Genomic DNA, 24,562 nt, shown 5'->3' on the forward strand with positions numbered 1-24,562 from the left:
TATATCCCAATATACCGTTTTTTTAGGATGAACATCCTATTATCAAGCTTAAAATAGCCATAAATAGGATGAATTTACATTTTATTTACACGCTTTTAGGAATCCATATCCACTTCTAACTCTACATCGTCATTTATTGACGCGTCTTCGTCGTCGTCATTCAGATGAGAAGGCTTGTTGCCGTAGATACTGCCCAGTTTTGGTCGACTAATGCGTTTTTGGTATTTTAACCAAGCACGCTCCGAAACAGTTTCAGGTTCTACCTTTCCAAATGCCGATTCAATAAAGTGCTGATCTTCTTCGGTTTCAGGTGAAATAACACCATCTACTAAAGCAGCATATAAGGCACCGTATTGACTTAACGCCTTGCTCTCATTAATCGAAAAGTCTCCAGAACGTGAAAAGCCGTAAGGATAATTTTTCACATCGCTGAAAACGCGTTTTGTCAAAGAATCTCTTGTAATATTTGCCATGATGGACATCCCAAAAAACAAAAAATAATCAATCTTAAAAACTGGTTCCAAATTGGTTATTGCAATTCACAACAAAAACACAAATTGGTGCGTCTATTCAAGTGGATAAATAAAACCAAAACGACCTAGTGTCAATAAAAATTTGATGACAATTTAAAGTCGGGTAAAATTCGTCGCAGATCCGCTACAGGGTTGAGGTTAATGAACTATTTAGGTGCATAAATCATTAGCATAAAATAGGCCAAAAGAACTATTGAAACGAGGCTAAAAGGAAAAATTACGGATAGAAAAAAACGCTTATTCAAATTCGTACTTGTTGGCTAAGAAAGTTGATAAATAATTTATATACCAAGCCCCAATTTGGTTCTGATTTTGAGCATTGTATTATCCCTTTTGAGCCGGGACGGCAGATTTGCCAATTGGAGGGTTATTTTTTCGGCACCCAGGCCCATATCATCTCAGCTTCAAGGGGTACAATATCTGCTCCATCAGTAATCACAACTTGCACTGCAATTTCACCTTTTGGCTGGTGTTGCATTAATTCAATTTGTTCCTCAGTCAGCCACGCCTTAGCAGTAATATCTCCGGTACAGCGTTTGACATAGTTCAGGTTCATCGTTTTGATTAACGGAATTTTATCTGCTGGTAAATTGATACCAACCACAAATCCGGTGGCGGATTCAGCCAACAACGCCATACCAGCCGCATGAACAGTGCCAATATGATTACGAACCTTGCGCCTATTTTTCAATTTTAAGGTTGCAGAGACCCCGTCCGTTTCAACAATGTCGATTTTAGCAGTGCCCACCAACTTTACTTTATAGCGGAACAAAGTTGTCATCAGAAATTGACTCAGCCATTGAGGGTATTGATTGGCTTTATCGACAAATTGTTTTAACGGGCTTTTAACTGACATGGTGTATTCTCCACTTACTGGTTGGACCACGAGAGTGTGAGCTATTTTATAATGAGTATCAAGCTAAAATAATCGCTGAACTTCGACGCTCAAGAAGAACGGTTAACAGTGAAGTTATGGTTATCAGGAACGAGTAAAGTAATAACAGATTCCCTGTTTGGGAAAGTTATCTTTAGATGTATAGATAGATTTCATTTAGAAAATTGGAGCGGGAAACGAGACTCGAACTCGCGACCCCGACCTTGGCAAGGTCGTGCTCTACCAACTGAGCTATTCCCGCATTTTGGTGGTGGTTGGCAATTCCTGATTTGCCGTTTTGCTTTCGGTTCATCCTAAACCGGGTGCGCATTGTACAAAAATAATTTAACGAATCAAGTGTTATTTTCAATTAATTTAGTTAAGTTGCTTTAATTGCTAAAAATATAATCATTACGCTTATATATTGAACACATGCTGACGGTAATAAACTAATTCCTCGATAGACTCTCGAATATCATCTAAGGCTTGATGAGTACCTTTTTTATGGAATCCGTCCAAAACTTCAGGCTTCCAACGTTTAATTAGCTCTTTTAATGTACTGACATCAATACTGCGATAATGAAAATAGTTTTCTAGGTCTGGCATATATTTCACAAGAAATCGACGATCTTGCCCGATAGTGTTACCGCATAATGGGGAAGCTCCACTGGGAACATATTGCTGTAAAAATGCAATTGTTTGTTTTACTGCCTCTTTCTCATCTATTGAGCTGGCTTTGCAACGATCTGTTAAGCCCGACTTACCGTGCACATCAACACACCAAGCATCCATGTTGTCGAGTATCTCATTGCTTTGATGAATCGCTAAAACCGGCCCCTCTGCTAGAACATTGAGGTTTTTGTCGGTGACAATAGTAGCAATTTCTAAAATGACATCGGTTTCAGGTTCAAGTCCGGTCATTTCAAGATCTATCCAAACTAAATTTTCGTTATTTAATGGCATAAAACAAACCTTATTAATGGGCCAACTGGTTTTTTCTTCAACTATTCGACAGTTTTAAACTATCTATCTCACCAAGCGTATCTTTCAGGATTTAGCTTGCCGATAAGCCAAGCCAAATAAAATATTATCAAAATTCACGCGCTGACGTTAACATGTATGAGTCTTACGAGCCAAATTAAGTAAAGTAAACGTGGCAAAAAAACCAAAGTTAACAAAAAAACAAAAACGACAGGTCTCTACCAACCGTCAAAAAAGGCTTTCCACCAAAGAGTCTTTTCAAAACGATGAACAATTAGCTGATAGCCGAAATGGAACCGTTATTGGACGTTTTGGTAAACATGCTGACGTACAAGATGAATCCGGGGAAATCACCAAGTGCTACATGCGACGCACTATTGGCAGTGTGGTTTGCGGTGATAAAGTTGAATTTCGTCCCGGCAAAGATGTCAATGAAGGGGTGAGCGGCATCATTGAATTAGTCCATGACCGAACTTCCGTTCTCACTCGACCTGATTTTTATGATGGTGTTAAGCCAATTGCCGCCAACATCGACCAAATCATAATTGTGAGTTCAGTTTTACCGGCGCTTTCATTGAATATTATTGATCGTTACTTAGTTGCATCTGAAGATGTTCAGATTCAACCTGTTTTGCTGTTAAACAAAATTGAAATGCTAGATGAAGATGCACGTTTAGCCGTTGATAAAGAACTACAAATATACAGAGATATAGGCTACCAAGTGTTACTTACCAGTTGTAAAACCGGTGAAGGTATAGAACAACTTAAACACATTTTATCAGACAAAATTAGCGTATTTGTAGGTCAATCAGGAGTGGGGAAATCAAGTATCGTCAATCAATTGCTCCCTGATGCAGATGAGGCAATTGGCGATATCTCAGACAATTCAGGTTTAGGCCAACATACGACCACTGCGGCTAAAATGTTACACTTCCCAGGAGGCGGAGATCTTATTGATTCGCCGGGCGTCAGGGAATTCGCTCTTTGGCATCTGCCTGTAGAAAAAGTGACCTCAGGATTCATTGAATTTAGAGATTATATTGGCGGCTGTAAATTTCGAGACTGTAAGCATTTAGATGATCCGGGTTGTATCATTAAGCAGGCAGCGTTAAATGGCGAAATATCTCAGCAACGATATGCCAGTTACCATAAGATATTATCTTCAATGGAAGACAACAGACCAAACCGCGCAATTCCAACTTAAATGTAATCTTTTGTTTCCACAATAGGCTTCTAAGCCCCTAAAAATGGGGCGTTTTTCTACTCCCCATCAAAATGGCATGAGTTAGACCGACTCATTCTCAGACTAAAATTACAATATACGATACAATAAATTGGTCGAAATTACGGAGGCTCCGGTCTTGATCAGTTGGTTCAAAATTAAGTTACAATACATATTGCCTAAACACCTGCTATCCAGACTAGTGGGTAAGCTGGCAGCTAGTGAAGCAGGTGGATTAACCACCGCATTGATTAAGTTGTTTATTAAACAATATAACGTTGACATGTCAGAGGCTAAATTTTCAGAGCCTGACCACTACCGCACATTTAATGAATTTTTTACCCGAGAATTAAAAGAAGGTGTGCGCCCAATTTGTGATGATCCTAAGCAATTAGCGATGTCAGTAGACGGCACAGTAAGTCAATTGGGCGACATTGATTTTGATACCATTTTCCAAGCCAAAGGTCATAATTACAGTCTGACTACTCTTTTAGGTGGTAATCCAGATATTGCTGCACCTTTTCAAGGTGGAAAATTCGCTACCATTTATCTATCACCGAAAGATTACCATCGTATCCATATGCCTATGGACGGTGTACTGACGGACATGATTTATGTACCCGGAGAGCTGTTTTCAGTAAACCCTCTCACCACCGAAAACGTACCAGGACTATTTGCCCGCAATGAGCGTGTTGTATGCGTATTTGAGTCTGAGCACGGTAAGTTCGCCATTGTATTGGTAGGTGCAACTATAGTTGCCAGTATCGAAACAATTTGGGCTGGTACGGTAACTCCCCCTGCAGGGAAAAATGTTCAACATTGGCGTTATCCCAAAGATAGCGAAAATACCATTACTTTGGCCAAAGGCGAGGAAATGGGACTGTTCAAACTGGGCTCTACTATTGTTGCCTGTTTTGAACCGGAAATGATCGAGTTCAACGGTCAGTCCAACGGTGACACAACACGACTAGGTGAAGTTTTCGCCACGCTAAAAGACTAAGATTCATGCATCCAGTAAAACGAAGCCTATGGTCTTTGCACCTAACCGTAATATTGTTAGGTGCCACGGCATTAATGTCTAAAATTATTCCTCTGTCCGCTACCGATATTACATTTGGGCGTTCATTGGTTGCTTGTATTGTGTTGGCATTGTTAGTCAAGCTCTCAGGGGCTAGCTTGCGCCTTAATAATATTAAGGATTATTGGGTTGCCTTAGCCCTTGGTTTGTTGATGTCAGCGCATTGGGTAACGTATTTTGCAGCCATGCAGTACTCGTCAGTGTCAGTTGGTATGATTGCACTTTTCACCTTCCCCGTTATCGCGGTTTTGTTAGAGCCGTTCTTTGAAGGAATTCGTTTAGTTTGGCAGGACGTTGTCAGCGCAATCGTGGTATTTATTGGTATTTTCCTGATCGTTCCTGAAATTTCTTTAAAAAATGACGTAACCTTAGGAATTCTTATAGGCATGCTTTCTGCGGTACTTTACGCACTTAGAAACTTATGCCATCGAAAGTATTTTTCTCACTACTCTGGCTCCCACGCAATGGCTTACCAGACGTTAGTGATATTAATTAGCCTGTTATTTTTTGTTTCCGACGACTTTTTCACGGCCAGTAGTGAAACCTATATGTGGTTAGTGGTGCTAGGTATCTTTTTAACCGCCCTACCCCATGCCTTGATTGCGACTAGCTTAAAACATCTACGGGTTAAAACCTTTGCATTGGTAGCCTGTATGCAGCCTTTTTATGGCGTGATTCTGGCCATTATCGTGCTTGATGAAAAACCTAACTGGCAAACTTTTCTCGGTGGAACACTGGTAATTTCTGCAGCAATCTACGAGACTGTAAACGCCCAAAAACTGCATCGCAAATAGTTCCTTTTATTAGGCTAGCGATTAATGGATTTTACGTGTTTATATACGCTCACCGTGGTGCCAGTGCGCTGGCACCAGAAAACACCTTACTTGCTCTTAAAACGGCAATTTCCCAGCAAGCCGATGGCATTGAATTTGATGTATTCCAACATCAAAACGAATTTATTTTAATTCATGATCGCTGGCTTCATCGCACTACCAATGGCATTGGTAATATAGATTCATTATTACTTGAGCAAATCAGAAAATTAGATGCAGGAGAAGGGGAAACAGTACCGACCCTATTTGAAGCGCTAGAATGTATCGGTCAATCCTGTCAAATCAACATTGAATTGAAGGGCGTTAGGGATGTTCCTTTGCTCCTAAAATACGTTCAGCAAGCCTGTATAACCTTATCTATTCCATGCTCAAATATTTTGTATTCGTCATTTGATCATCATTTACTAAAAGCCATTAAAACGATTTCACCTACTTCAAGAATAGGCGCATTAACTGCAAATAAGCCAGTTGACTACGCTGCATTTGCTGAAAACTTAGGCGCTGAGTTTGTTAATGCTGATGTGACATTTGTAGACAAAAATTTTGTTTACGATGCGAAACGAAGAGGACTTAAAATGGGTGTTTATACCGTTGATCAGCCTGAAGACTTATTACAATTGCAAAAATGGGGAGTGGACGCAGTATTTTGCAATAATCCACTCAATGCCAGATTAGCTCTTACTGATTCGGCTGTTGACTAGACTCACAATCGTGACAAGTATCGCAGCTTTTGCACAAACGAATATTGGCAACATGTGCTGCAACGATCAGTAGCGCTCCCAAACCAATAGTAAATGGTTCATAAGCCTCACCAAACATATCTTTGTTCCAATAAATTAAGCCACCTAAGAGCAAGCTGTATATTGGATATAATTGTCTGTGGTATCGATAGAACCCGAAAAGAAGGGCCCAGAAACCTACTATCATCGATAAGGTCAGAATCGTTTTTTCAAACCAATCTTGAGCAAAAAAGCTCGCGCTGACAAAGGGCACAAGCGGAATGAGAATAGGCAACAGCAAACAATGCAAAGCACAGATACTGGACGTCCAGATCCCTACTCTATCCATTACTGATTTATTTTCAGATGTTGCCATGGCGCTAACTAAACCTCTCACGTTATGCTTATTTAATTCAGTTTTACATTAAATGCAGGATATAAGATCAAGTTTAAATCTTACCCTATTAAAACCGGGACGTTATAGTATAACATTTCCATTCAAATGCAACCGTTATTAGTTTTTTTTATAGGCCAATTGTTGGGTTAAACAACAGAAATCCGTAGCATGGTCTTTAGGCCATGGAATATCTCAAACACATTGCGGGGCTAAAGCACCCACCTACAACAGAAATCCGTAGCATGGTCTTTAGGCCATGGAATATCTCAATCCCATCGCGGGGCTAAAGCCCCCACCTACAACAGAAATCCGTAGCATGGTCTTTAGGCCATGGAATATCACAAAGCCATCGCGGGGCTAAAGCACCCAGCTACAACAGAAATCCGTAGCATGGTCTTTAGGCCATGGAATATCTCAAACACATTGCGGGGCTAAAGCACCCACCTACAACAGAAATCCGTAGCATGGTCTTTAGGCCATGGAATCCGAGCCAAAAATGTCAAATATAGGACGTAATTTATTCCGCTGAATTCATTAATCCCCTAGCAAGTCCCGTAACTTTTGTTCGGCTATTTGCGCGGGCGTTAATTGTTTATCTTCAGATTCTGCCACATCCTTCACTTCGGGCTCTTCACCAAATAGGGCGGCCAATTGTGCTTTGGCGTGCTGTGCTTTGTGATCCTGAGTTTGAGCAAAGGTTTTACCAGAGGGTGAGAAATAGTCACAGAAGTTTGCCTTTTCAGGATCACTTACTTGCTCAGCCCTTGGTTCATTGCAGCCACCTCGTCCGTCGTAATCTTTACACATTTTACAAACATGCTGATCTGCACCACAGTTGGCACATTCTTCTCGGCGAGACATAGGAAATATAACATCGGTTAGACGGTTGCCACATTTCCAGCAGGTTAATTCTGAACAACTCATTGGTGTTGATCAAACATAATTACATTGCCATCAGGGTCTTTTAAAATACAGTGGGCAGGCCCTGACTCTCCTTGAGTTTCAGAATCGATTGGATAACCATTTTTACGAATATGAGCTTCTATTGATCTGACATCCAAGGGATTAAACGTAAGAATATTATCTTCAAACATACCTTCAAATAATCCGATAACAGTAGTGTCTTTTTGTAATATCAGCCATTTATCTTCAACGCTGCCACAGCCTTCATGGGTTATAAACCCAAGCATTTCATAAAATGCTTTGGATTTAACAATGTCTTTCACTGCCAAGCTAACCGAAAATTGTCCTAATTCCATAGTGGAAAACCTCACTTTATATCACTGTATAATCAATATAGCCTCAAACGACGCAAATGATAATAAAGTTAACAATCGGTTTTGTGCTTTGTTGAGCGACCTATTACTTCATTTTAGGAAGATTTTTTCAGTTTAGTGGCGAAGGTCACAACAAGCATCACTACAGCACCGGCCATTACCCCGGTTAAACCTTCGAGTAAAATTGGGGCAACGCTTTGACTAACACTGCCAAATAGGGTTTCAAGCCAAGCGACTATTTCATGAACCACATGATGAATAGTTGGAATACTATGCACCAATATGCCACCACCAACCAGAAACATGGCAGCAGTCCCAACAATAGCTAAGGTTTTCATCAGCATAGGGGCAAACATTAATAGTCCTCTACCTAAGGTGCGTTGCAGTGTATCAAACTTGCCGGTTATCGATTTACGCAGTAGATAGAGTCCCAAGTCATCCAATTTCACAATACCAGCGACTAGACCATAGACCCCCACGGTTATAAGTAACGCCAGCCCAGATACCACCGCCAACTGGGTCATGAAAACTTCGTCTTTTACAGTGCCCAGTACTATTACAATTATTTCAGCAGAAAGAATAAAATCAGTGCGAATTGCGCCCTTAATTTTATCTTTTTCTAAAGCAACGAGATCAACGTTAGGATCTGCCAAAGCTTTTATCTTTTCTGCATGCTCGGCCTGTAACTCTTCTTTGGAGTGGAAGAACTTATGGAATACCTTTTCAAAACCTTCAAAACTTAAATATAAGCCACCAATAACCATCAAAACGGTGATTAACACAGGTAAAAATGCGCTAATTGCTAAAGCTGCAGGCACTAAAATGAGTTTATTTAAAAATGAGCCTTTAGCGACAGCCCACACCACTGGTAATTCCCGATCAGCTTTTACACCAGAAACTTGCTCGGCGTTCAAAGCAAGATCATCCCCCAAGACACCGGCGGTTTTTTTCGCTGCCACTTTGGAAAGCACAGCGACATCATCAAGAATAGTGGCAATATCATCAATTAAAGCGAGTAGATTAGAAGCAGCCATGGTTATTCCTTTTATCTGCTTTGAGTTTATTCAAGTTCAGATGATACTCGACGCGATTTTATATTTACGTCTTGGACCACTGCGAGGTGTTGAGTATGCAATAGCTCGCTGATAGTAACTAATTGTACATTCAGTTTGTCGACTGACAGCAAAGCTTTTTGCAAATAGGCCACAGTTTGCGGGTAAGGATGCGCAATCCCTACTGCGTGACCGTGTTGTTTGGCCAGTTGGAGTAATCGTTGAAATTGAACATCAATTTCTTCAACTCGACTATCATTATCTAAAAATACGTTGCGTGGTGCACTTAACACACCATTTTGTTGCGCGATTTTTAGCGCTTTGCTATATCGCGTTGTTCTACTGTCCACGAAAAATAGGTGGTGCTGAGCTAAGAATTTCATTGTGACATTCATCGGTAAACTAAGTTGCGTTAGTTTACTACCCATATGATTATTCACTCCGATAGCATCAGGCACAGTTGCCAGCGCCTGCATGAGTGTTTGTCGAATAGATTCAGCAGACATATCTGCGGTTAAGGCTCCTGGACCTAATCGTTTTCCGGCCAGCGACTCCATGGGAATATGCAGCATGACGTCGCGTTTTTGGAATGCCGCTTTACGGGAAAATTTTTCGGATAAATGGGTAAGGGGCAAGATTGAAAATGCCACCTCTTTAGGCAAGTTGAAAGCCGCCTCGTCACGCTTAGTATTTCCCATATCATCGATAATCAACGCAATTTCCGCAGCCAACAAGGGGAACATTGGGAAATATAATAGAGCCATGCAGGCTAATTTGCGTAACTGTTTTTTAATATAATGCACGATAGTGATTAATTCTTAGTATATGTCATGTGAGTTATTATTTTTTAAGCCATTGGCTTGGATTAATTGGCGTCCCTTTGTGACGAATTTCGAAATATAAGTTAGGGCTACTTTGTCCACCACTTTGCCCAACCAGCGCAATGGTTTCGCCACTTTGCACAGTGTCTCCAACCTTTTTCAACAACGCCTGATTATGCCCGTACAAGCTCATATAACCATCACCATGACTCAATACAGTAACCAAACCAAACCCCCGAAGCCAATCAGCATACAAAACTCTACCTGCATGCACTGCTCGCACGGGAGCCCCAGTATTGCCGTTAAACAACACTCCTTTCCAACGAATTTGTCCCTGTCGAATTCGACCGAACATATTACGCATTTTACCTTGCGTCGGTAATAGTAATTTCCCTTTAAGGCCTGCTAATCCAGTTAAGTTCAAAGGCCCTTGCTTAGCGTTACGCTCAGCCTCTTCAATCGCTTTAAGTAGCGCCTGTTCATTGATTTGTAGTTGTTCTATTTTTGCCGCTTCAGAATCAATTTGTTTTTCAATTTTGGTTAACGTAATTTGTCGCAAATCTTGCTGCTGCTGAAGTTGCACTTGTTGCTGAGTTAGTTCTTTTTCTAATATTTCCAACTCATGCTGTTTGGCTAAGAGTTGTTCTGAAACCTCTCGAAGTTCAGTCACTAAATTGCGAAACGCATCAATTTGTTTTTTTCTCGCCTCGGTTAAGTAGCGATAATAACTAAAAGTCCGCTCCATTTTTGATGCATCTTCAAGATTAAACAACATCTTAGCGAAATCATTTTCACCCACCATGTACATACTTTTTAACTGGCTTGCTAGGGCTTGTTGCTGTTGTTTTACTTGTGATTGTAAGGATTTTTGCTGATTAACCAGCTCTGTGTGTTGACGCTGATTATTGCGTAACTCGTTGCGGGTATTTTCGATCTTCTCTACTGTTCGCGCGATATTCAGTTCAGCAGCTTTTAATTGCTGCTGTAACTGTTTTGCTTCGGCAAGTTGCTTTTTAATTTGCTGCTGTTTTTGTTTAATCTGAGCCTGAATATCTTTTAATTCTTCAGTTTGTTGGGCACTAACAGACAAACAAACTCCAACCACTGCAAAACACAGTAGCCGGAGTAAAGCACGAATATGTATCATCTTAAACTGTGTACAAATTTACATGTAACATCAATTTTTAAGGGTCATAATGGGTTTGCCGGTCATTTCTTTTGGCTGCTCCATGCCCATGAGGTGCAACATAGTGGGTGCTACGTCACTCAAGGTTCCACCCGTGCGAACATCGGCATCTCGACCAACATAAATAAAAGGCACCAACTCACTAGTGTGAGCGGTATGCGCTTGTCCAGTCTTAGCATTGACCATTTGTTCAGCGTTTCCATGGTCAGCTGTAATCAGACACTCGCCGCCAACTTTCTTCAATGCTTCCGTTACCCGTCCAATGCAGCTATCGACAGCTTCAACAGCTTTTATAGCCGCTTCATATACGCCTGTGTGGCCTACCATGTCGCCATTTGGATAATTACAAATGATTGCATCGTACTTGCCCGATTCAATTGCCTCAACCAACTTATCGGTTAGCAACTTAGAGTTCATTTCCGGCTGCAAATCGTATGTTGCTACCTTTGGAGACGGAATCAAAATACGCTCTTCACCTTCATACTCAGATTCACGACCGCCACTGAAAAAGAAAGTAACGTGAGCATATTTTTCTGTTTCGGAGATACGTAATTGCGTTTTATGATGCTGCGCCAACCAATCGCCCATCACATTAACCAATGGTTCGGGAGGATAAGCTGAAGGGGCATCGATAGAATCCGCATACTGAGTCAACATCACAAAGTTTAGATTTTTAGGGCAATATTCCCGTTCAAAACCGCTAAATTCTGGCTCAACAAAAGCACGAGTTATCTCTCTTGCACGGTCCGCTCTGAAATTCATAAAGATAAGTGAATCGCCGTCTTCAACCTTAACGGCATCACCAATAATGGTAGGTTTAACAAACTCATCTTTTTCATCACGCTCGTAAGAAGCCTCAAGTGCTTCTATTGCGGACGCATATTGGTATTCACTTTTGCCTTGAGAAATTAAATCATAAGCCGCTTGAACCCGTTCCCATCGCTCATCTCTATCCATCGCATAATAACGACCGATTAAAGTTGCAGTTTTACCTACACCCAGAGTTTTAAATAACTCGTCAGCTTTTTGCAAAGATTCCTTTGCACTTTTTGGTGCTGTGTCTCGACCATCAAGGAAGCAATGTAAAAAGACTTTTTTAGCACCTTTATGGACAGCCATTTTGACCATTGCAAATAAATGGTCTTCGTGACTGTGCACGCCACCTGGAGATAAAAGCCCCATAATGTGCACAGCTTTGTCTTTATTTACTGCATTTTCTACAGATGCAGCCAAAACCTTATTGCTTTCAAATTCGTTATCTTCAATCGCTTTACTAATACGTGTGAATTCCTGATACACCACACGCCCGGCTCCTAAGTTAACATGCCCTACCTCAGAGTTTCCCATCTGACCAGGTGGCAATCCAACATCAAGACCAGACCCGGAAATAAACGTATTGGGATATTCCTGCACCAACTTATCTAAAACTGGCGTATTGGCGTTAGCAATGGCGTTTTTATCGGTATCTTCACGATGTCCCCATCCATCCAATATAAGCAGTGCTAGCGTCTTTTTCGCGTTGGGCATAGGTTGCTCCTGTGTAATTTTTGATAAAGTTGTTAATAAGAGTGAAGTCATCTATCGACTTTTGAATCGGTTTTGAGAACATTCATATTGATAGATCCCCAACAGTTTATCCTGTGAACTACATCACTTAAAGAGTATTTATCAGTTAAGTTATAGCTGAATTGCAGATTCCACTATGCAAGGACTGGTTTCTGTATAGATTTTCTATATACTTTGCACTCTTTTTTCTACGCCAAGGGGCCGAAGTAGTAATGGATCAAATTATTGAGTTTGTTGGAAACCATCCTTTTTTGTCTGCTGGTTGGGTAGCACTAGTAGTGTTAATTATCTATAGCTATGTGGCTGGGATTTTTTCTCAAGTCAAAGAACTTAGCACCCACGAAGCAACGATTCTTATGAATCGACAAGATGCTGTAGTGTTGGATATTCGCCCGGCTGCAGAGTTCAATAAAGGCCATATTCTTGGCGCAAAACAAATTAAAACAGAACAACTAAATGGCGCTGACTTTAGCGCCCTTGAAAAATTCAAAGACAAACCCATTATTGTAGTGTGTGCCATGGGCATGACAGCTAAAAAGACAGCAACAGCTTTATTGAAAGCTGGTTTTAGTCATGCTTCCGTACTAAAAGGTGGAATGAATTCGTGGCAGAGTGCAAATTTGCCCGTTGCGAAATAAACAGATTTAAGGCTGACAATGAGCAAAGTTGAACTATATACCAAAGGTTATTGCCCGTATTGCCATCGTGCAAAGGCATTACTAGAAGAAAAAGGCGTTGCATTCGAAGAATATCGAATTGATCAAAACCCTGATCTTCGTGACACCATGATTACCCGAGCGAATGGCGGTTATACCGTTCCACAAATTTTTATTGATGACAAGCATATCGGTGGTTGCGACGACATGTATGCACTAGAGTCACAAAATAAACTAGACAACCTACTTAGCGTATAACGCAGTAAACCAAGGAAAAATTAACATGGCAGATGATATCCAAGCTAACCAAGCCGGTGAGCAAGCTCCACAACAAAACGCACAATTTGCAATTCAACGTGTTTACACAAAAGACATTTCGTTTGAAACACCAAACTCTCCTGCAATTTTCAAAAAAGAGTGGAAACCTGAAATTAAACTGGATTTAGATACTAAAACAGTTGAATTAGAAACGAATCTTTATGAAGTCGTTTTATCGGTTACAGTAACCGCAAATTTAGGCGAAGAAACGGCATTCCTTTGTGAAGTTCAGCAAGCGGGTATCTTTATGATTGGTGAAATGCCTGAAGCAAATAAAGCGCATACTTTAGGTTCATTCTGCCCAAATACCTTGTTCCCTTATGCAAGAGAAACTATCTCTAATTTGGTTAATCGAGGTACTTTCCCTCCATTAAACCTTGCACCGGTTAATTTTGATGCAATCTTTGCTGCTTACATGCAAAAGCGTGCCCAAGAACAGCAAGGTCAAGCGCAAAAACTTGATGCTTAATCATTGTAATGACAATGCTAAATAAGCAAAGCGTTACAGTACTAGGAGCAGGGTCTTATGGCACTGCTCTTGCGTTTTGTCTTGCACGAAATGAAGTGCAAACCTATCTGTGGGGTCGAGATACCGCGCAGATGAAAGAAATGCAAACGTCCCGATGCAACCAACGATACTTACCTGAAGCGATATTTCCTGACGCCTTGGAAATTATTCCAAATCTTGCTTCGGCAATTGCCAACAGTCAAGATATTCTAGTCGTTGTACCAAGCCATGCCTTTGCGCAAACTTTAACAGCAATTAAGCCATTTTTGACAGATCAGCATCGTTTGATTTGGGCGACAAAAGGGCTGGAACCAAAAACTGGTAGATTGCTCCAAGAAGTTGCAGAGGAAGTTTTGGGAAGTGATATTCCTTTGGCTGTTCTGTCAGGACCAACCTTTGCCAAAGAAATGGTGGCAGGGTTACCAACCGCTATTTCGTTGTCGTCAACGGATGAACTCTTAGCGGAAGAGTTTAGTGCAAAATTACACTGTTCAAAAAGCTTCAGGGTATACAAAAATCCCGATTTCATTGGCGTTCAATTAGGTGGTGCGGTTAAGAATGTGATCGCAATTGGTGCCGGGTTATCTGATGGTTTAGGGTTTGGTGCAAATGCGAGAACCGCATTAATCACCCGAGGACTTGCTGAGCTTACCCGTTTAGGATTAAAAATGGGAGCTAAACCTGAAACCTTCATGGGCATGGCAGGATTAGGCGACCTTGTACTCACCTGTACCGACAATCAATCTCGAAATCGACGTTTTGGATTAGCCTTAGGAACAGGAAAGTCGGTTGAAGATGCTATCGACAGTATTGGTCAAGTTGTAGAAGGCTATCGAAATGCAGAAGAAGTCAAAATTTTAGCCGACAAGTTAGCTGTTGAAATGCCGATTACTGAGCAGATTTACCAAGTGCTTTATCAAGGGAAACCAGCGAAAAGTGCCGCACTTACGTTGCTAGGCAGAGAGCCAACTGTAGAAGGTTAGTTAAGCTAACCTCTCCTTAAACAGCCCCTTCAAAACCCAATTGTCGCCAAGACTCATAAACAAAAACCGAAACCGCATTCGATAAGTTCATACTGCGACTCTTGGCCAACATTGGAATTCTTAAGCGTTGTTCCGCCGGTAAATTCTGAATGACCTCGTCAGGTAAGCCTCGCGTTTCAGGGCCAAACAGTAACGCATCACCCAATTTAAAATCAGCATCTGCGAAATTCTTAGTACCTTTAGTGGTGCAGGCAAACACTCTTTGCGGTTTTTCGGATTGAAGATAAGCAGTTAGATCTGCGTGACGTTTAACCTCAGCAAATTCATGATAATCCAATCCCGCCCTGCGCACTTTTTTATCATCCCAGTCAAACCCTAGCGGTTCAATCAGATGCAAGTCGTAACCTGTATTTGCGCACAGACGAATAATGTTTCCGGTGTTGGGAGGGATTTCCGGTTGATATAAAACAATACTAAGCATATTTAATCGAGGTTCTAGAAAACTAATTGTTTAAGTGTAACAAATATTACGCCCGCAAGAACCAGCAACTTCACTATTTTAAGCTATGCCGCGGCAAATTCGCTTAAGCTAAGAATCTCAAAATTGCCCGTAACGATTGATCACGAATATCCTCAGTTTCGAAGAATATTTCATGACTCGCATTTTCAATTCGCATAAGCTCACAATTTAGCATTTTTGCTGCGACTTGAGTTTGTTTAGCGTTATTCACGACCCGATCATCTCCAGCCTGCAATAACAGCACTGGAATAGTAATCGCGGCAGCATTTTTTTGGATAAATGACATCGTTTTATCAGCTTGTTTGAGCCAAGCTGTTGTTACCCCACCTAGCTTGCATTGCGGATTAGCCTCATAGGTATCTCGAAAAATTTTGTATCTTTGTTGGCAATGGGTTAATTCATTTATTGCAAAGGCTTTAGGGTTATATTTGGACTGACCAATAAAATACCATGGGCTTTTACCAAAGACATGGTTTAGCAAGGTATAACTTTCAATTAGCAAACAACTTAACCATTTTGGTAATGCCGGCCTGATACCGAACATCGGAGCCGACATAATACATTTAGCGAAGTCTCCAGGGTGTGTGAGTAAATACAAACTAGAAATTGCGGCTCCCATGGAATGGCTAAGTAAAATCGGTTTATGACCGCTATTAGGGCTAATAACTTGGTCAAAAAACGATTTAAAATCAGCAACGTAGTCTGCAAAATCAGCCACATACCCTTTTTCTGGATCATCTAACATTCGTCCTGACAACCCTTGTCCTCGATGGTCGTGAATAAACACACTAAAACCTGCGTGGTACAAATTGAATACCAGCTCTTTATATTTTAATAAGGTTTCAATACGACCAGAGGAAATGGCTATGCTTCCAATAGGATTCGGATTGATCACATAAGCATAGGCAATTCGTACCTTTTGCTTCCCCAGAAAATAACCGTTAATCACGTTTCTTTGCCAAAACGGTTCTATAAATTGCTGATTCCGCTTTTCTACCAAAGTTTCATCTTCTGGGATTTGGCTCTGTTCAATCATGTTGTACGCTAACAATTAAATCACTTATCAAGATGCGTAATACTGCAATGTTGCATAGAATCAATCTACAAACACAATTCACTCGCGATCTCGCCTCAAAGGTTTCACTCATTATTGTTTAATCGGAATCGTGATGTTTACAATTAACCCACCTTCTGGCGAATTCATGGCTACGACTTCACCGCCGTGTAATTTTACCGCTTGTTTAACAATGGCTAAGCCTAAACCTACCCCACCCGTATCTCGATTTCGTGACGCAGACAACCGATAAAATGGTTTAAACATATCTTCCAAATCCGAAGAAGGTACACCTCTACCGTCATCTTTTACCGTCACTTGTAGTGTAGTAGTCAGATTAACCACTGACACTTCAACTTTAGTAGAACAATATTTAATTCCATTACTAATCAGATTTCCTACAGCACTTTTCAGTAGGTGTGGATAACAACTTAAAGTCAGTTCTGGAATGTCACCTAAAATTAATTCCTTACCACTATTTTGCGCTTCAAACTCGGCATCATTGAAAAGCTCTGTAAAACAACTTTTCAAACCAACAAGTTGTTTATCTTCAACAGCTACATCTGCCTCTAATCTAGATAGACGCAACACTTGACCAATCATTGAATCGATTTGCTGTGCTTCTTTTTCGATTCTCAATAGCTGTTTTTCAATCGACTCTGGCAGCTGTTCTTTTTGATTTTGAGCAATACCAATGGCAAGTTGCAATCTTGCCAGTGGCGACCTTAACTCATGTGATATATCAGCGACTAACCTTTTTTGACTTCCCATTAAGTCGGCAAGGCGTTTCGTCATAGAATTAAAATCTCGCCCCAAGGCGCCTATCTCGTCACCTCTTTTTGATGCAAATTTTACGTTCTGGGTTAAGTCACCATTGGCCACTTTCCTAGCACTTTTCTGCAATTGTCGAATAGGTCGAACAAGCGACCAGACAAACAAAGCGCACAGACTTCCGCTGACTAGCAATACGCTTAAGCCAAGCGCTATGGGATTTGTCTGCATCAACTGCCGTGCAAGATTTGGAGGGCGCGGTTTACCAGTGAACAGAAAATATGTCTGTCCTCTTACCGAGACTTTAGCTGGCCCAAAAAAGACCCCTGACGTAGTTCGAATAACAAAAGGTTGCGTCTCATTAATGAGTTCCAAAAACGGCTCTTTTAACGGCATCATTTCTCTTGGAAAACCATAAATAAATTCTTTGCTTTGAGCATCTATTAACATCAATGCATCTTTGCTTCTTTGCCCCGTGCGGCCTAATAAACGATTTAATTCGGCTTTGGGAAATCGCTCTGCAGTTAGCTCAATACGAGATGCTATTTGCTGTATACGATTAATGTCTACGTTATTTAGCGGTTTAATTGAGTAGTTAGAGTTGGTTTGCTTAGCTAACCAAGCGCCAACAAGACCCAACAGAATCGCTGCCAACCAAAACCATAAAAACGTTTTGCCAAAAAGACTGTTGGCAGGGTTAAGCTTTTTTAAAAACCTCATTGTTCAACCACGAACAAATAGCCAGTACCTCTGACCGTTTTAATTTTTTCTTGATCACTGTGTTGCATTAATTTACGCCTAATATTACTCACATGCATATCAATACTGCGATCAAATGCCATCAATTTTCTGCCCAATACTTTTTCGCTGATATCATTTTTACTAACAATTTGACCTGCGTTTATCATCAACAAATGCAAAATTAAAAACTCAGTAGCGGTAAACTCTAAAATATTTCCAGCACATTCAACACTCTGTGTATTGGGGTTCAATACAACATCATCAATTTGTAATCGTTGCTGAGAGCTTGTTGAAGGCAAATAATCCATGCGCCTGACGATAGCTTTGATTCGAGCCGATAACTCACGATGATTAAATGGTTTAGGCAAGTAATCGTCGGCGCCAAGCTCTAACCCAAAAATTTTATCAAAATCATCGCCTTTAGCTGTTAACATCAACACTGGCGTTAAATGACTAGTGCGTAATCGCTTAAGCACTTCAAATCCATCTATTTGCGGCAACATCACGTCCAACAAAATTAAATCGTAATGTTTCGGCCCGATGGCTTTTTGTAAGCCTGTCTCACCATCATTGGCTTGATCTATTTCATACCCTTGGGGCGACAAATACTCTATCAACAAGTTGCACAGTTCTTTATCATCATCGATAACAAGTAGTGATTTATTTTGCATGTAACCTCAATTATTCTATATGTCATTGGTACATTATGTGGTGAATTGTAAGCTTCCAGCTGATTAAGTGACAGACGAAAAGAACATTATTTACACAAGCTTTACAATGGCCAGACACTTCTTTGCATTGACGTAACTATAATGTTTATCAAATCAACGACAAGGTAAATGTCGTTATTTCGTTAAACATTAATCAAAAGGTGATACACATGAAAAGCAAATTGATTTTTTCTAAAGCAATCATTACCATAGCTGCTACCGCAGCCGTCACTGCATTTGCAATTCAAGCGCATGAGCGTCCAGAACCACCAATGCGTGCGGTATTCAAAAAGCTAGATTTAACAGATCAGCAAAAACTTGATGTACGCACTATCATGCAGCAATCTAAAGCAGATGGTGAAATTTACAAGCAAGATTTAAACAACATCAAAAATCAGCTTAAGAGCTTAATTAGATCTACTGATTGGGATCAAGATTCGGTAGTGAGTTTGTTACAACAAGAGCAAGATATTAAATCTCAACTTGCGTTAAGCTCGGCGACCAAACGCAACGCTGTCTGGAATACCCTCACCGCAGAGCAACAACAAAAGTTGAGTGCCATGAGCGAAAAGGGCAAAGAACGCAAAGGCAAGGGGCATAAAGGAGAAAAACGTTCTTCTCCGATGAAAATGTTCAAGAGACTCGACTTAACCGACGAGCAAAGTGCAAAAATTAAAGCTTTGTTTGAAAGCCAAAAAGCGGCTATGGAATCTCAGCGTGAAACGGTGAAAGGTTATCGCGATCAAGCTCAACAGCTGGTTAGAAGTGAAACTTTTGATCAATCAGCATGGTTGGCAGTGAGTGAGAAACTTCAAGCAGCTCATTTGCAAATGTCGACAGACATGTCAAAAGTGCGCCATCAAATCTGGAATATCCTTGATGAGGAACAACAGGCAAAAATGGCGAAAATGGATGAAAAAAGAGAACACCGCAAAGGTGGTGACAAACATGATAAGAAGAGACGTCATCAAGACGACGAACTCTAACTATCACATTGGTTACGTTAAAGATTATTGATAGTTATAAATTAACTATCAATAATCAGGCACAGTCCTCAAGTATTCGTCGCTGTCAAACAGCGGCGAAGTAATGATTAAATCCGCAGTGCAACGATTACAAGCTACAGGCAAATTCCACACCGAACATAATCGAAGTAAAGCTTTTACGTCAGGATCATGAGGTGCGGGGTTGAGTGGATCCCAAAAAAAGATTAAACAATCTAGTTTTCGCTCAGCGATTAATGCGCCAATTTGTTGGTCGCCACCTAAAGGTCCACTTTTAAAACGATGAACAGGTAAATCTAAACTGTCGGCGATTAGTCCGCCTGTTGTACCTGTCGCCACCAAATTATACTTTTTCAATTGTTCAATATGGGTGCGACTCCAGTCAACTAACTCCGCTTTCATGTGATCGTGAGCCACTAAAGCAATGGTCTTTTTTACTAATTCAGTCATGGATATTATTTCCTAGTATTTATCTAGCTGATTCGCTAAAGCACACGTGTTTTATCATATTCTTTAACAAAGAAACTGTGGGGTCCACATATTCTAACGATATAAACTCATCCGGCTGATGGGCTTGATTGATACTGCCCGGCCCCAAAACCAAAGTATCGCAGCCAAGCTGATTGATAAAAGGAGCCTCAGTAGCATAATTAGCATTTGTGACTTTAAAATCCGTCAACTTTTCAGCTAAGGCGATAATATTGTGCTCATTCTTACATGAGAACGCCGGAGCTGTCGGATACATAAGCTGCATGTCTACGCGGTCAGGATAAGCCTGTTTAACAGGTAACAGCGCTTCATCAATCAATGCAATTGCTTCTTCATCACTCAATCCAGGTACACAGCGAATATCAAAGTTAAGTTTGCAATGTCCACAAATTCGATTTTCGCCATCGCCGCCATGAATATGCCCTAAATTCATCGTTGCTTGGGGAACACTAAAACTTTCGTCGCGGTAATTTTTGGCAAGTTGGTCACGTAACGTGAGTAGCTGCTGTATTGCCATTTGCATAATTTCAATGGCGTTTACGCCTTTATCTGGATCGCTGGAATGGCCAGCTTTTCCAGTAATATTTAGGCTCTGCGCCATATGTCCTTTATGTTTACCGATTGGTTTCAGCTCTGTGGGTTCACCAATGATAGCCATATCAGGTTTAATTAACTGTTGTTGAGCAAAAAACCTAGCTCCGGCCATAGAGGTTTCTTCATCGGCTGTGGCTAAAATATACAGTGGTTTTTGCAGCTTTTTTAAAGGAATATCTTTTAAAGCTTCCAAAATAAAAGCAAAAAATCCTTTCATGTCGCAGGTCCCTAAACCATAAAAGGAATCATTTTTTTGCTGCAGTATAAATGGGTCGCTATTCCATCGACCTTCATCAAATGGCACTGTATCTGAGTGACCAGCTAACAGCAGACCGCCCTTGCCCGTGCCGAGTTTGGCTAATAAATTGAATTTATTCCGTGCTTCAGGCACTTTTTGAATAGAAATGCTAAAACCTAAGTCTGAAAAAAGATTCCCTAAATAGTCGATTAACTGACGATTACTCATATCTAGATCTTCGTCTACGGCACTTATTGTAGGGATGGAAATGATTTTTTCATAAACTTCTAAGAAAGTTAAATTTGGCATAAGAACCTTAAAATATAATTATTCACTTTTATTGCATATTTATAACATTGATGGCATGCTACGTCCATGCAACAAAGAACCAGTTTTAAACTGATTTTTAAACCTTAACGATCAATTACAGTGCATATTGCCTGAAAATTGATGAATAGAGAATAAATGAGAACTATGAGCACAAATAACTCCCTGCCTTGCTACGCTTGTACGTCTGTCCGACGAATCTAATTTTGGTTGCGTAGCACGCTCCTCTCCTTTGATATAGAAGAAGTTTTTAAAGGATTGGGGCGCTTTTTTTATTTTTCTAAGTTAACATTTTCAAAAATTATCGGTAAACATCATTATGTTGAAAGCATGTGTAATCGGAGCAAGTGGATATACAGGCGCAGAACTCGCCAGAATATTAACCTTGCATCCTAAATTTGAGCTAGCAGGATTGTTTGTTTCGCAAAACAGTCAAGATGCAAATAAAGCTTTAAGTCAGCTCCACCCCTCTTTAAGCGGTTTAGTCGACACTAAGGTTTTACCCATTAATGATGGTCTGTTAAGCGAGCTCGCAGATTCTTTAGATGCCATATTTTTAGCCACACCTCACGAAGCCAGCCACGACTGGATGCCTATATTAACGGCAGGAAAAGCAAAAATATTCGATTTATCAGGGGCGTTCAGAATTAAAGATGCAGACGTGTTTGCAGACTTTTATGGATTTGCACACCAGCATAAACCGTTACTTGAAAAAGCGGTCTACGGGTTAGCTGAATGGAATGCAGCGTCTATTGCTGAGGCATCGCTAGTAGCAGTGCCAGGTTGCTACCCTACAGCTTCGCTATCAGCGCTCAAGCCTTTGTTTAATTCAAATCTGTTAGACAGCCAGCATCGTCCAATTATTAATGCGGTATCTGGTGTTAGTGGTGCGGGAAGAAAAGCCGCTTTGGGAAATAGCTATTGCGAAGTGAGCCTGCAAGCATATGGTGTTCTTGGCCATCGCCACCAGCCAGAAATTAGCCAAGCCTTAGGTACCGACGTTATATTTACTCCCCATTTAGGTAATTTTAAGCGCGGAATATTGGCCACAATTACGGTGAAAACAGTTGCTGGCACCAGCAAAGAGCAAGTATCGGATGCTTACCAAAAAGCCTACAGTGATAAACCTATTATCCGTTTACTAAATCATTTTCCTAAGTTAGATGATGTAGTGAATACTGCGCACTGTGATCTGCATTGGAAGTTAGATGAAAAATCTGGATATTTAGTCATTGGCAGTGCCATCGACAACTTGTTAAAAGGTGCAGCATCTCAAGCAATTCAATGTGCTAACTTAAGTTTCGGTTTTGCATCTCCTACTGGATTAATTGCTGAGGTGAGTAAATGAAAGTAAAAGTTATCAAAGTTGGTGGTGCATTTTTAGATGACCCAAGTATTTCCGCAGACTTTTTTGCCGCGCTTTATGCCGCTCAAGAACAACAGCCAATAGTGTTAGTTCATGGTGGTGGCAGCAGTGTTGAGAAGCTTTTAAAAAATCTGTCACTTAGCAGTCATAAACTAAATGGTCTGAGAGTCACGCCGAAATCACAAATTGATTATGTCGTCGGTGCTTTAGCCGGCACAGCCAATAAAAACTTGTGTGCATTAGCGAAAAAAAGTGGACTTATCCCTGTGGGATTAAGTTTATTGGATGGTAACATTACCAATTGCCATCAAATCAGTGAAGAATTAGGCAATGTAGGTTCTGCAGAGCCTATTGATCAAACTTTACTGACGACTCTGTTGGCAGCTGGCTTTTTACCCATAGTGAGCTCCATTGGAGCAGATGACCAGGGTGAATTGCTTAATATCAACGCCGATCAAGCAGCAACAGCCATTGCCAAACTGCTTAATGCACAACTAGTTTTGTTATCAGATGTAGCAGGTGTGCTCGATCAGAATAAGTCACTTATTAATAAACTCACGTCTGACGATATTGAAACTTTGATATCAGATGGTGTTATTCGCGATGGTATGACAGTGAAAGTAGAAGCGGCATTAGATGCGGCGAATCAAATAGGACAGTCTGTGACTATAGCAAGTTGGAAAAACCTTGATATTTTAACCCAAGATACTCCAACTGAAGAAAACGCTTCTGCAGGAACAACCATTTTCCCATCGTCTAAGGAAAACAAATGAAACAGGACCTATTAACGTTTAAAGATTGGAGTTCGCAGGATTTAAATAATTTGTTGGCGCTAGCGGCAAAAATTAAAGCTGCGCCTGAAGAACACAATCAAGTTTTGGCTGGAAAATCAATTGCGGCTTTGTTCGAGAAACCCTCTTTGCGTACCCGTGTTAGTTTTGATATTGGTATCAATAAACTCGGTGGACACATGGTTTACCTTGACTCCCAGGCTGGTAAACTAGCTGGCCGAGAAGACGCCAAAGACACAGCAGCAAATTTAGCTTGTTGGGCAGATGCGATTGTTGCCAGAGTGTTTAGTCATGATACCTTAGTGCAGTTTAGTCAAGCTTCTAAAGTACCGGTAATCAACGCGTTATGCGACCTCTATCACCCGTGCCAAGCAATAGCTGATTTTCTCACCTTACAAGAAACCTATGGTTCATTAGAAAACTTAACCTTAGCTTATGTAGGTGATGGCAATAACGTTACCCATTCACTATTGCTGGTTGGCGCTATACTAGGGGTGAATATCGTTAGTGTTACCCCTGCAGGTTACGAAGTTGATCAAGGGATATTTGAATTAAGCCAAAAAATTGCAGAAAAATCTGGTGCAAAAATCATCCAAAGTAATAACGTCGAAGACGCTAAAGGTGCCAATGTACTTTATGCTGATACGTGGTTATCAATGGGAGATGAAACACCGTTATCAGATATTAAACGCATTTTTGACCCATACAAAGTCGACGAAGCTATGATGGCATTAACCGGTGCACAATATGTTATGCATTGCCAACCCGCTCATCGTGATTTAGAAATTAGCGGTACTTTAATTGATAGCGATAAATCATTATTAATGCAACAAGCTGAAAATAGAATGCATGGCCAAAATGCCATTCTAGTAACGTTGTTAGCTTAAAATTGAGTGACTCGAAGTTCATTTTAAAAAATCAATCTGTTGAAGCTGATTTGTTCAAACTACAAA

Annotated in this window: 28 protein-coding genes and 1 tRNA gene; 12 read left to right on the forward strand and 17 right to left on the reverse strand. The window is 40.7% G+C overall.

Translation table 11 applies throughout. The annotated features are described in order from the left end of the window. Positions 1–95: 95 nt before the first annotated feature. The 4 genes from maoP to orn form a co-directional block, all read right to left on the reverse strand. A complete protein-coding gene (gene maoP / locus KO530_RS12515) occupies positions 96–473 on the reverse strand; it encodes a DUF413 domain-containing protein (protein ID WP_216048782.1) in 378 nt (125 codons plus the stop codon). Between the two features lie 427 nt (positions 474–900). Beyond that, positions 901–1,389: a DUF4442 domain-containing protein gene (locus KO530_RS12520; RefSeq protein WP_216048783.1), complete on the reverse strand. Its 489-nt coding sequence runs from the start codon at positions 1,387–1,389 to the stop codon at positions 901–903. A gap of 204 nt (positions 1,390–1,593) precedes the next feature. Next, positions 1,594–1,669 (reverse strand) — tRNA-Gly (locus KO530_RS12525). 155 nt (positions 1,670–1,824) lie between these two features. Continuing rightward, the gene (orn, locus tag KO530_RS12530; RefSeq protein ID WP_216048784.1) at positions 1,825–2,370 is read right to left on the reverse strand and encodes an oligoribonuclease; all 546 of its coding nucleotides are present in this window, start codon (positions 2,368–2,370) and stop codon (positions 1,825–1,827) included. Positions 2,371–2,560: 190 nt separating this feature from the next. On the opposite strand from orn, the gene rsgA reads away from it, so the two are divergent. The 4 genes from rsgA to KO530_RS12550 all read left to right on the forward strand — a co-directional run bounded on the left by rsgA (position 2,561) and on the right by KO530_RS12550 (position 6,222). Then, positions 2,561–3,592, forward strand: coding sequence for a small ribosomal subunit biogenesis GTPase RsgA (gene rsgA / locus KO530_RS12535; protein ID WP_216048785.1), 1,032 nt, complete (start codon positions 2,561–2,563; stop codon positions 3,590–3,592). 157 nt (positions 3,593–3,749) lie between these two features. Further along, on the forward strand, positions 3,750–4,610 hold the full coding sequence (gene asd, locus KO530_RS12540; protein ID WP_216048786.1) for an archaetidylserine decarboxylase: 861 nt from the start codon (positions 3,750–3,752) through the stop codon (positions 4,608–4,610). A gap of 5 nt (positions 4,611–4,615) precedes the next feature. Next, the gene (locus tag KO530_RS12545) at positions 4,616–5,482 is read left to right on the forward strand and encodes a DMT family transporter (RefSeq protein WP_216048787.1); all 867 of its coding nucleotides are present in this window, start codon (positions 4,616–4,618) and stop codon (positions 5,480–5,482) included. A 35-nt stretch (positions 5,483–5,517) separates the two neighbouring features. Then, positions 5,518–6,222: a glycerophosphodiester phosphodiesterase gene (locus KO530_RS12550; RefSeq protein WP_216048788.1), complete on the forward strand. Its 705-nt coding sequence runs from the start codon at positions 5,518–5,520 to the stop codon at positions 6,220–6,222. Here KO530_RS12550 and KO530_RS12555 read toward each other — a convergent pair. From KO530_RS12555 to gpmI, 7 genes are all read right to left on the reverse strand, one after another. Further along, positions 6,200–6,616 carry a MerC domain-containing protein gene (locus KO530_RS12555; protein ID WP_216048789.1) on the reverse strand — a complete coding sequence of 139 codons (417 nt, stop codon included), beginning with the start codon at positions 6,614–6,616 and terminating at the stop codon, positions 6,200–6,202. The two genes, KO530_RS12550 and KO530_RS12555, sit on opposite strands and share 23 nt — an antisense overlap. A gap of 555 nt (positions 6,617–7,171) precedes the next feature. Next, complete coding sequence (locus tag KO530_RS12560) at positions 7,172–7,561, reverse strand: hypothetical protein (protein WP_216048790.1); 390 nt, start codon at positions 7,559–7,561, stop codon at positions 7,172–7,174. After that, positions 7,558–7,896, reverse strand: a complete 339-nt coding sequence (locus KO530_RS12565) for a VOC family protein (RefSeq protein WP_216048791.1) — start codon at positions 7,894–7,896, stop codon at positions 7,558–7,560. The genes KO530_RS12560 and KO530_RS12565 overlap by 4 nt, the downstream gene beginning before the upstream one ends. A gap of 113 nt (positions 7,897–8,009) precedes the next feature. After that, on the reverse strand, positions 8,010–8,948 hold the full coding sequence (locus KO530_RS12570; RefSeq protein ID WP_216048792.1) for a DUF808 domain-containing protein: 939 nt from the start codon (positions 8,946–8,948) through the stop codon (positions 8,010–8,012). A gap of 26 nt (positions 8,949–8,974) precedes the next feature. After that, entirely contained in the window at positions 8,975–9,730 is a 756-nt protein-coding gene (locus KO530_RS12575; protein ID WP_216048793.1) for a divergent polysaccharide deacetylase family protein, read from the reverse strand. Positions 9,731–9,806: 76 nt separating this feature from the next. Beyond that, the gene (locus tag KO530_RS12580) at positions 9,807–10,877 is read right to left on the reverse strand and encodes a murein hydrolase activator EnvC family protein (RefSeq protein ID WP_252729243.1); all 1,071 of its coding nucleotides are present in this window, start codon (positions 10,875–10,877) and stop codon (positions 9,807–9,809) included. Between the two features lie 87 nt (positions 10,878–10,964). Further along, positions 10,965–12,500, reverse strand: coding sequence for a 2,3-bisphosphoglycerate-independent phosphoglycerate mutase (gene gpmI / locus KO530_RS12585; protein ID WP_216048795.1), 1,536 nt, complete (start codon positions 12,498–12,500; stop codon positions 10,965–10,967). Positions 12,501–12,751: 251 nt separating this feature from the next. Between gpmI and KO530_RS12590 the strand changes: the two genes are divergently transcribed. Genes KO530_RS12590 through gpsA form a run of 4 tightly spaced genes read left to right on the forward strand, consistent with a single transcriptional unit; the run spans position 12,752 to position 15,004 of the window. Then, entirely contained in the window at positions 12,752–13,177 is a 426-nt protein-coding gene (locus tag KO530_RS12590) for a rhodanese-like domain-containing protein (RefSeq protein ID WP_216048796.1), read from the forward strand. A gap of 18 nt (positions 13,178–13,195) precedes the next feature. Beyond that, entirely contained in the window at positions 13,196–13,453 is a 258-nt protein-coding gene (gene grxC, locus KO530_RS12595; RefSeq protein WP_216048797.1) for a glutaredoxin 3, read from the forward strand. Between the two features lie 25 nt (positions 13,454–13,478). Beyond that, complete coding sequence (secB, locus tag KO530_RS12600) at positions 13,479–13,982, forward strand: protein-export chaperone SecB (RefSeq protein ID WP_216048798.1); 504 nt, start codon at positions 13,479–13,481, stop codon at positions 13,980–13,982. 8 nt (positions 13,983–13,990) lie between these two features. After that, on the forward strand, positions 13,991–15,004 hold the full coding sequence (gene gpsA / locus KO530_RS12605; RefSeq protein WP_216048799.1) for an NAD(P)H-dependent glycerol-3-phosphate dehydrogenase: 1,014 nt from the start codon (positions 13,991–13,993) through the stop codon (positions 15,002–15,004). 16 nt (positions 15,005–15,020) lie between these two features. Here the strand turns inward: gpsA and trmL are convergent, their stop codons facing one another. The 4 genes from trmL to KO530_RS12625 all read right to left on the reverse strand — a co-directional run bounded on the left by trmL (position 15,021) and on the right by KO530_RS12625 (position 18,761). Next, positions 15,021–15,485 (reverse strand): tRNA (uridine(34)/cytosine(34)/5-carboxymethylaminomethyluridine(34)-2'-O)-methyltransferase TrmL, encoded by a 465-nt coding sequence (gene trmL / locus KO530_RS12610; protein ID WP_216048800.1) that lies wholly within the window; start codon positions 15,483–15,485, stop codon positions 15,021–15,023. A 103-nt stretch (positions 15,486–15,588) separates the two neighbouring features. Next, positions 15,589–16,560, reverse strand: coding sequence for an alpha/beta fold hydrolase (locus KO530_RS12615; RefSeq protein ID WP_252729245.1), 972 nt, complete (start codon positions 16,558–16,560; stop codon positions 15,589–15,591). A gap of 111 nt (positions 16,561–16,671) precedes the next feature. Continuing rightward, the gene (locus KO530_RS12620) at positions 16,672–18,069 is read right to left on the reverse strand and encodes an ATP-binding protein (protein WP_216048802.1); all 1,398 of its coding nucleotides are present in this window, start codon (positions 18,067–18,069) and stop codon (positions 16,672–16,674) included. Then, complete coding sequence (locus KO530_RS12625; RefSeq protein WP_216048803.1) at positions 18,066–18,761, reverse strand: response regulator transcription factor; 696 nt, start codon at positions 18,759–18,761, stop codon at positions 18,066–18,068. The genes KO530_RS12620 and KO530_RS12625 overlap by 4 nt, the downstream gene beginning before the upstream one ends. 209 nt (positions 18,762–18,970) lie before the next feature. Between KO530_RS12625 and KO530_RS12630 the strand changes: the two genes are divergently transcribed. After that, on the forward strand, positions 18,971–19,786 hold the full coding sequence (locus KO530_RS12630) for a Spy/CpxP family protein refolding chaperone (RefSeq protein ID WP_216048804.1): 816 nt from the start codon (positions 18,971–18,973) through the stop codon (positions 19,784–19,786). A 48-nt stretch (positions 19,787–19,834) separates the two neighbouring features. Here KO530_RS12630 and KO530_RS12635 read toward each other — a convergent pair whose 3' ends face one another. After that, positions 19,835–20,254: a methylglyoxal synthase gene (locus KO530_RS12635; protein ID WP_216048805.1), complete on the reverse strand. Its 420-nt coding sequence runs from the start codon at positions 20,252–20,254 to the stop codon at positions 19,835–19,837. Positions 20,255–20,273: 19 nt separating this feature from the next. After that, positions 20,274–21,434, reverse strand: a complete 1,161-nt coding sequence (gene argE, locus KO530_RS12640; protein WP_216048806.1) for an acetylornithine deacetylase — start codon at positions 21,432–21,434, stop codon at positions 20,274–20,276. Positions 21,435–21,771: 337 nt separating this feature from the next. On the opposite strand from argE, the gene argC reads away from it, so the two are divergent. From argC to KO530_RS12655, 3 genes are read left to right on the forward strand one after another with little or no spacing between them, the layout of a single operon-like run. Beyond that, the gene (gene argC / locus KO530_RS12645) at positions 21,772–22,800 is read left to right on the forward strand and encodes an N-acetyl-gamma-glutamyl-phosphate reductase (protein WP_216048807.1); all 1,029 of its coding nucleotides are present in this window, start codon (positions 21,772–21,774) and stop codon (positions 22,798–22,800) included. Then, positions 22,797–23,591, forward strand: coding sequence for an acetylglutamate kinase (gene argB, locus KO530_RS12650; RefSeq protein ID WP_216048808.1), 795 nt, complete (start codon positions 22,797–22,799; stop codon positions 23,589–23,591). Before argC ends, argB begins: the two co-directional genes overlap by 4 nt. Continuing rightward, positions 23,588–24,496: an ornithine carbamoyltransferase gene (locus tag KO530_RS12655; RefSeq protein ID WP_216048809.1), complete on the forward strand. Its 909-nt coding sequence runs from the start codon at positions 23,588–23,590 to the stop codon at positions 24,494–24,496. Before argB ends, KO530_RS12655 begins: the two co-directional genes overlap by 4 nt. Positions 24,497–24,562: the final 66 nt, after the last annotated feature.

The organism is Aliiglaciecola lipolytica (assembly GCF_018860635.1).
Taxonomy (GTDB): Bacteria; Pseudomonadota; Gammaproteobacteria; order Enterobacterales; family Alteromonadaceae; genus Aliiglaciecola; species Aliiglaciecola lipolytica_A.

Coding starts and splice junctions, on each gene's coding strand:
- maoP (WP_216048782.1), bottom strand. CDS start 473: ATGGCAAATATTACAAGAGATTCTTTGACAAAACGCGTTTTCAGCGAT.
- KO530_RS12520 (WP_216048783.1), bottom strand. CDS start 1,389: ATGTCAGTTAAAAGCCCGTTAAAACAATTTGTCGATAAAGCCAATCAA.
- orn (WP_216048784.1), bottom strand. CDS start 2,370: ATGCCATTAAATAACGAAAATTTAGTTTGGATAGATCTTGAAATGACC.
- KO530_RS12545 (WP_216048787.1), top strand. CDS start 4,616: ATGCATCCAGTAAAACGAAGCCTATGGTCTTTGCACCTAACCGTAATA.
- KO530_RS12555 (WP_216048789.1), bottom strand. CDS start 6,616: ATGGCAACATCTGAAAATAAATCAGTAATGGATAGAGTAGGGATCTGG.
- KO530_RS12560 (WP_216048790.1), bottom strand. CDS start 7,561: ATGAGTTGTTCAGAATTAACCTGCTGGAAATGTGGCAACCGTCTAACC.
- KO530_RS12565 (WP_216048791.1), bottom strand. CDS start 7,896: ATGGAATTAGGACAATTTTCGGTTAGCTTGGCAGTGAAAGACATTGTT.
- KO530_RS12570 (WP_216048792.1), bottom strand. CDS start 8,948: ATGGCTGCTTCTAATCTACTCGCTTTAATTGATGATATTGCCACTATT.
- KO530_RS12575 (WP_216048793.1), bottom strand. CDS start 9,730: ATGGCTCTATTATATTTCCCAATGTTCCCCTTGTTGGCTGCGGAAATT.
- gpmI (WP_216048795.1), bottom strand. CDS start 12,500: ATGCCCAACGCGAAAAAGACGCTAGCACTGCTTATATTGGATGGATGG.
- KO530_RS12590 (WP_216048796.1), top strand. CDS start 12,752: ATGGATCAAATTATTGAGTTTGTTGGAAACCATCCTTTTTTGTCTGCT.
- grxC (WP_216048797.1), top strand. CDS start 13,196: ATGAGCAAAGTTGAACTATATACCAAAGGTTATTGCCCGTATTGCCAT.
- secB (WP_216048798.1), top strand. CDS start 13,479: ATGGCAGATGATATCCAAGCTAACCAAGCCGGTGAGCAAGCTCCACAA.
- gpsA (WP_216048799.1), top strand. CDS start 13,991: ATGACAATGCTAAATAAGCAAAGCGTTACAGTACTAGGAGCAGGGTCT.
- trmL (WP_216048800.1), bottom strand. CDS start 15,485: ATGCTTAGTATTGTTTTATATCAACCGGAAATCCCTCCCAACACCGGA.
- KO530_RS12615 (WP_252729245.1), bottom strand. CDS start 16,560: ATGATTGAACAGAGCCAAATCCCAGAAGATGAAACTTTGGTAGAAAAG.
- KO530_RS12620 (WP_216048802.1), bottom strand. CDS start 18,069: ATGAGGTTTTTAAAAAAGCTTAACCCTGCCAACAGTCTTTTTGGCAAA.
- KO530_RS12625 (WP_216048803.1), bottom strand. CDS start 18,761: ATGCAAAATAAATCACTACTTGTTATCGATGATGATAAAGAACTGTGC.
- KO530_RS12630 (WP_216048804.1), top strand. CDS start 18,971: ATGAAAAGCAAATTGATTTTTTCTAAAGCAATCATTACCATAGCTGCT.
- KO530_RS12635 (WP_216048805.1), bottom strand. CDS start 20,254: ATGACTGAATTAGTAAAAAAGACCATTGCTTTAGTGGCTCACGATCAC.
- argE (WP_216048806.1), bottom strand. CDS start 21,434: ATGCCAAATTTAACTTTCTTAGAAGTTTATGAAAAAATCATTTCCATC.
- argC (WP_216048807.1), top strand. CDS start 21,772: ATGTTGAAAGCATGTGTAATCGGAGCAAGTGGATATACAGGCGCAGAA.
- argB (WP_216048808.1), top strand. CDS start 22,797: ATGAAAGTAAAAGTTATCAAAGTTGGTGGTGCATTTTTAGATGACCCA.
- KO530_RS12655 (WP_216048809.1), top strand. CDS start 23,588: ATGAAACAGGACCTATTAACGTTTAAAGATTGGAGTTCGCAGGATTTA.